Raw genomic sequence first — 4177 nt, forward strand, 5'->3', positions numbered from 1 at the left:
ACCCGGCCCAGCCGGTCGGATCGGGGGCTGATCCGAGCAGCCAGTGTCGCGTATCTAAATGGCTGACAACGTCGCAGCCCTATTCAGCTTTGACATTGTGTGTAGCCGCAAAGTTGGAATGTCCTGTTTCTGCAAAGTTGGAATGTCACACTCCCCGGGTCTGAATGATGCCTGGGAGATTGCAGATGGGATTGATAGCGATGAGCGAGCGCGATCTGCAGCGGATCGAGGTTTTATCGAAGGTAGTTGCCGAGCGGATGACCACGGTGTCAGCGGCGCATGTGCTTGACCTGAGCGAGCGCCAGGTGCGTCGGTTGCTGGAACGGATACGGACTGGCGGCGCGGCGTCGATCCGGCACAAGGCGATCGGCCGGCCATCGAACAATCGGATCAGCGACGGCGTTCGGGATTATGCGATGACGCTGGTTCGCGAACGTTATGCGGATTTCGGTCCGACGTTGGCGACGGAGAAGTTGGCTGAGCGCGATGGCTTGCGGGTGTCGCGTGAGACGGTGCGCGGCTGGATGGTCGATGCTGGACTGTGGCTGTCGGCCAAGCAGCGGCGGACGTTTCATCAGCCACGGCTTCGACGTGAGGCTTATGGCGAGTTGGTGCAGATCGATGGGTCGGAGCATCGCTGGTTCGAGGATCGCGGGCCGCCTTGCTCGCTGCTGGTGTTTGTCGACGATGCGACCGGCAGGCTGATGCAGTTGCGTTTCGTGCGCTCGGAAAGTGCCTTCACCTACTTCGAGGCGCTGGAGCTCTATCTCCACCGTCACGGCGCCCCGATTGCCTTTTATTCGGACAAGCATTCGGTGTTCCGGGTGGCGAAGAAGGATGCCAAAGGTGGCCAGGGCATGACCCAGTTCGGGCGTGCGCTTTGCGAGTTAAACATCGAGATTCTATGCGCAAATTCGAGCCAGGCCAAGGGTCGTGTCGAGCGCATGAACCGGACGCTGCAGGACCGCTTGGTCAAGGAGCTCAGGCTTTGCGGCATCGACAGCATGGAGGCCGGCAACACGTTTTTGCCTGGTTTCATGGAGGACTACAATGCGCGTTTTGCGGTTACCCCTGCCCGGTCTGATGATCTGCATCGGCCGATGAATCTGACGCCGGATCGGTTGACTGAGATCCTGTGCAAACGCGAGCAGCGCTATGTTGGATCGCAGCTGACGTTCTCGTTTGAGCGCAAGCGGATCATGCTGGAGGAGACCGATGTGACGCGTGGGCTGGTGGGGCGCTATGTCGAGACCTATGCCTATGCGGACGGTCGCCTGGATGTACGGTGGAAAGGCCACTCCCTGCCCTACACGGTGTTCGACAAGGACCAGCGGGTGACGCATGCGGCGATCACCGAGAACAAGCGGTTGGGGGATGTTCTGGCCTATATCAAGGAGCGCCAGGAGCAGCAGGACAAGCCGATGGTGAAGAGCAACAGCGACAAGAATGGCTACGTCAAACGCGCTCGTGGGCCAGGCCGGCGGAAGGATTTCGTGAACGATCCGGCAGCGATAGCAAAGCGCCAGAAGGCACTGTTGCGGCAGCAGGCTGCGGAATGACCTGTCTCAAAGCTAAAGCCGAAGAGGTGTGTTTGCCACCCGCCCCGATCTGATCTTGCAAGCGGGATCAGCCGCTCAGATCGGGGCGGGGTACTGTTTGGCGACCAGTCGGACATTTCTACTTTGCAAACCGCCGGACATTCCAACTCTCCCGCCACAAACGTAAGATATATCGTAAGTTAAATGTGCAAACGTTGTTTCCTGAACCTCCGGCGTATGATTTCAACGTGTTTGCTTCAAAGGCTCACGCTTAGCGCTCTTCGAGTACATCCAAAGCTGGGCTGGGGGGATGTTCCTTATCGAAAACGCGAGGTGACGGATCTCGTAGCCCGCCGGCAAGGCGACGACTGGGGAAAGCAGTCCATAGGTGATTTGCACAACTGGTCTGCCAACGGGGACGCGCTCGAGCAAGTCCAGGACAAGAGCAAGCCGCTTTTCCGGCGCCAAGTGAAGCAGTGGGACAGCCGAGATAACGCAGTCAAACGTGGTGTCGCGTTGCGCTCCAAGGGTAAGATCCAGCGCGAACGCATCGCCACATCGTACGTCGACGCTTGGAAACTCCTGGCGCAAATGCCGACAGAATTCTGGCGAGTACTCAACTGAAATCAAGTCGCGCGGGTCGACTCCGCGTTTCAGGATCGCCTTGGTGATCACGCCCGTTCCTGGGCCGAGTTCGAGAACAGGAAGCCCAGAATTTGGCTGAATGACATCGGCCATTCTCGCAGCTGTCGCGACAGACGTTGGCGTTATAGCGCCGACCGCAGCACGATCGCGTTTCCAACCTTTCAGAAATTCGATTTCATCCTTGAATTTCAACCCTACGCGCTGCCGTAAGCTCAATTTGTGACTCCACCCGTAATTTAGCTCACGCGAAGAAATATTCCAAAGACGACAAATACAAGTTCAATAACGGCGAATCCGGTACTGCCTTTAACTTGTGAGGTTGCGGTGTCCCGACCGGTGGCCGGGTGTGTGAATGTATGGACCGCGCGGTCCAGTGTGATCTCGGGAGATAGTTCACATCCGTTGAGACCTGCCCCTCCCGCTCTCTGTTATGGCGTCCCGGCCCCGAAGCTGCCGCCGCTTGGCTTCGCCTGTGCGGTGATCGCGCCCGTCTCAGTGCTTCTTCGGAGCCATCGAGCGATGACCGAGGCTGGTATCTGGGTCTCACGCAGAGAACGCAAGAAGCGGGTTTTCCAGCCACGCGATCGACGTGATTGCTTTGGCGAACTGGGCCCTCGAAGTGAAAACGCCTAGGGCACGATACTAAGAAGCGCCAGACATACTGGCAACGTCACGATGGATGCCACTGTGGTGATAACGATCGTGCCCGAGGAGAACGCGGCAGGCGTTTTTGTAGTCGTGCGCAAGCATCCAGGAACCTGCACCAACAGGCAGTGCGGTAAGGAGCACGACCGACACAAGAGATGCTTGGTCAAGACCGAGAACCGGACCTGCGAGTATCCAGGCTGCGACAGGCTGACCGACCAGTTTTGTGATCGTGACAAGCGAGATAAGCCAGGGTTCCGGCCGCCTGCTCTCTTTTTTGATTGCCAGCAATACTCCGAGGCCGACCAGCGCACACGGTGGAGCTGCTGCGCCTAGCAGCGTCAGGAAGCTGTCGACGGGACCGGGTAGACCCACATTCAGCATTGTGAATGGGAAGGCCGCAGCCGCTGCGAGGATCATGGGATGGAGGAAGACCCGCGCCGCCGCCTTGAACGCCGAAGCTGCGCTGAGGCGTCTGCCTTGGGCACCGATCTCCACGAGCGCAATCGTCAGCCCGAACACGATGCAGGTGGTGGCAATGGCGCCTATAACCGCGACCACAAGGCCTGATTGACCAATAGTTACCAAGGCCAGTGGAAAGCCAATAAATCCCACGTTTGGATAGCCCGCGTTCATCGCATCAATTGCTGAAGCCGCCAGGCTGCGTGTTCCGCTGCGCACACAGACTATGAGGATCGGAACAATGCATATTGCCGAGCTTAGCGTGTAGACCGCGATCAATCCGGGCTGCCATAGTGTGCTCCATTCTGTTTTCGAGATAACGTCAAAGAGCAAAGCTGGCATTGCAAGCCATACGACAAGGCGATTGATTTCTGCGCCCGCCTGTGGCCCCAAAATATTGAACGTAGCAGCAAGCCACCCCACCAGAATGACTGCGAAGATCGGCATAACGATTAGTAATGTTGTTAGCACGAGAACCGGCGTCGGCGAATGCGACGACCTCTGGGTTATGGGATAACGACTAGACTTCGCTGAGCTTGACCCATCGGCCATCGCTAGCGTTCGACTGCACTGCTGCATTGATGAAAGCCATCCCCTCAATGCCATCCGCGATACCGGGTAGCAGCGGAATATATTCATCGCCCTTTCCGCGTATGATCGCGGCAAATTGGCTGTAGAGCGTCGCGAACGCCTCGATGTAGCCCTCTGGATGCCCCGCGGGGATACGCAAATGCATCGCCTTGGCAGGGCCTAGCGGCGTGGCACTCCCGCGAGTAAGCATCTGCTTGTGTCAATGCCGGGTGAATTTTCCCCATTAGCGCCGAAGTAAAATTCCCCACTTATGCCGACGTGGACGACAGGGCGAATTGAGGATTTTTCGGCGGCCG

4 protein-coding genes are annotated in these 4177 nt (G+C 57.8%); 1 reads left to right on the plus strand and 3 read right to left on the minus strand.

The genetic code is table 11. The features are described from left to right. Positions 1–185 precede the first annotated feature (185 nt). Positions 186–1559 (plus strand): ISNCY family transposase, encoded by a 1374-nt coding sequence (locus J5286_RS22210; protein WP_209192036.1) that lies wholly within the window; start codon positions 186–188, stop codon positions 1557–1559. Between the two features lie 222 nt (positions 1560–1781). Here J5286_RS22210 and pmtA read toward each other — a convergent pair whose 3' ends face one another. The 3 genes from pmtA to J5286_RS22225 form a co-directional block, all read right to left on the minus strand. Beyond that, entirely contained in the window at positions 1782–2399 is a 618-nt protein-coding gene (gene pmtA / locus J5286_RS22215) for a phospholipid N-methyltransferase PmtA (RefSeq protein WP_209192037.1), read from the minus strand. Positions 2400–2825: 426 nt separating this feature from the next. After that, positions 2826–3737 carry an AEC family transporter gene (locus tag J5286_RS22220; protein WP_209192038.1) on the minus strand — a complete coding sequence of 304 codons (912 nt, stop codon included), beginning with the start codon at positions 3735–3737 and terminating at the stop codon, positions 2826–2828. A 73-nt stretch (positions 3738–3810) separates the two neighbouring features. Then, positions 3811–4020, minus strand: coding sequence for a hypothetical protein (locus J5286_RS22225; protein WP_209192039.1), 210 nt, complete (start codon positions 4018–4020; stop codon positions 3811–3813). Positions 4021–4177: the final 157 nt, after the last annotated feature.

The organism is Rhizobium sp. 16-488-2b (genome assembly GCF_017741815.1).
Classification (GTDB): domain Bacteria; phylum Pseudomonadota; class Alphaproteobacteria; order Rhizobiales; family Rhizobiaceae; genus Rhizobium.

Excerpts from the sequence above, each read along its gene's own strand:
- J5286_RS22220 (WP_209192038.1), bottom strand. The coding sequence starts at position 3,737 with ATGCCGATCTTCGCAGTCATTCTGGTGGGGTGGCTTGCTGCTACGTTC.
- J5286_RS22210 (WP_209192036.1), top strand. The coding sequence starts at position 186 with ATGGGATTGATAGCGATGAGCGAGCGCGATCTGCAGCGGATCGAGGTT.